1 protein-coding gene is annotated in these 242 nt (G+C 70.7%); it reads right to left on the bottom strand.

Features of this window, described 5'->3' with window-relative positions; all coding sequences use genetic code 11:
- Window positions 1-224 (bottom strand): multicopper oxidase domain-containing protein (locus IO33_RS45515; RefSeq protein ID WP_245236085.1); only part of this gene is annotated, 224 nt, incomplete at its 3' end.
- Between the last annotated feature and the right edge of the window lie 18 nt (window positions 225-242).

Raw genomic sequence — 242 nt, 5'->3', positions numbered from 1 at the left:
TTGTGGCAGTGCAGCAGGAACCGGCCCGCGTAGTCGGTGAAGCGGACCGCGACCTCGACACCCTGTGCGGGCAGCACGTCGACGGTGTCCTTCCAGCCCGCGTCGAACGCCCCGGGGGCGGCCGCGTTGCGGCTGACCACCTGGAACGGGTCCAGGTGCAGGTGGACGGGGTGGTGGAAGTCGGTGACGAACCGCCAGATCTCCACCTGGCCGAGCTTCGGCATGGCCAGGGAGCGACCGGG

Origin of the sequence: Streptomyces durhamensis (assembly GCF_000725475.1) — a bacterium.
Taxonomy (GTDB): Bacteria; Actinomycetota; Actinomycetes; order Streptomycetales; family Streptomycetaceae; genus Streptomyces; species Streptomyces filipinensis.
This window is presented reverse-complemented; position numbering and strand designations above follow the sequence as displayed.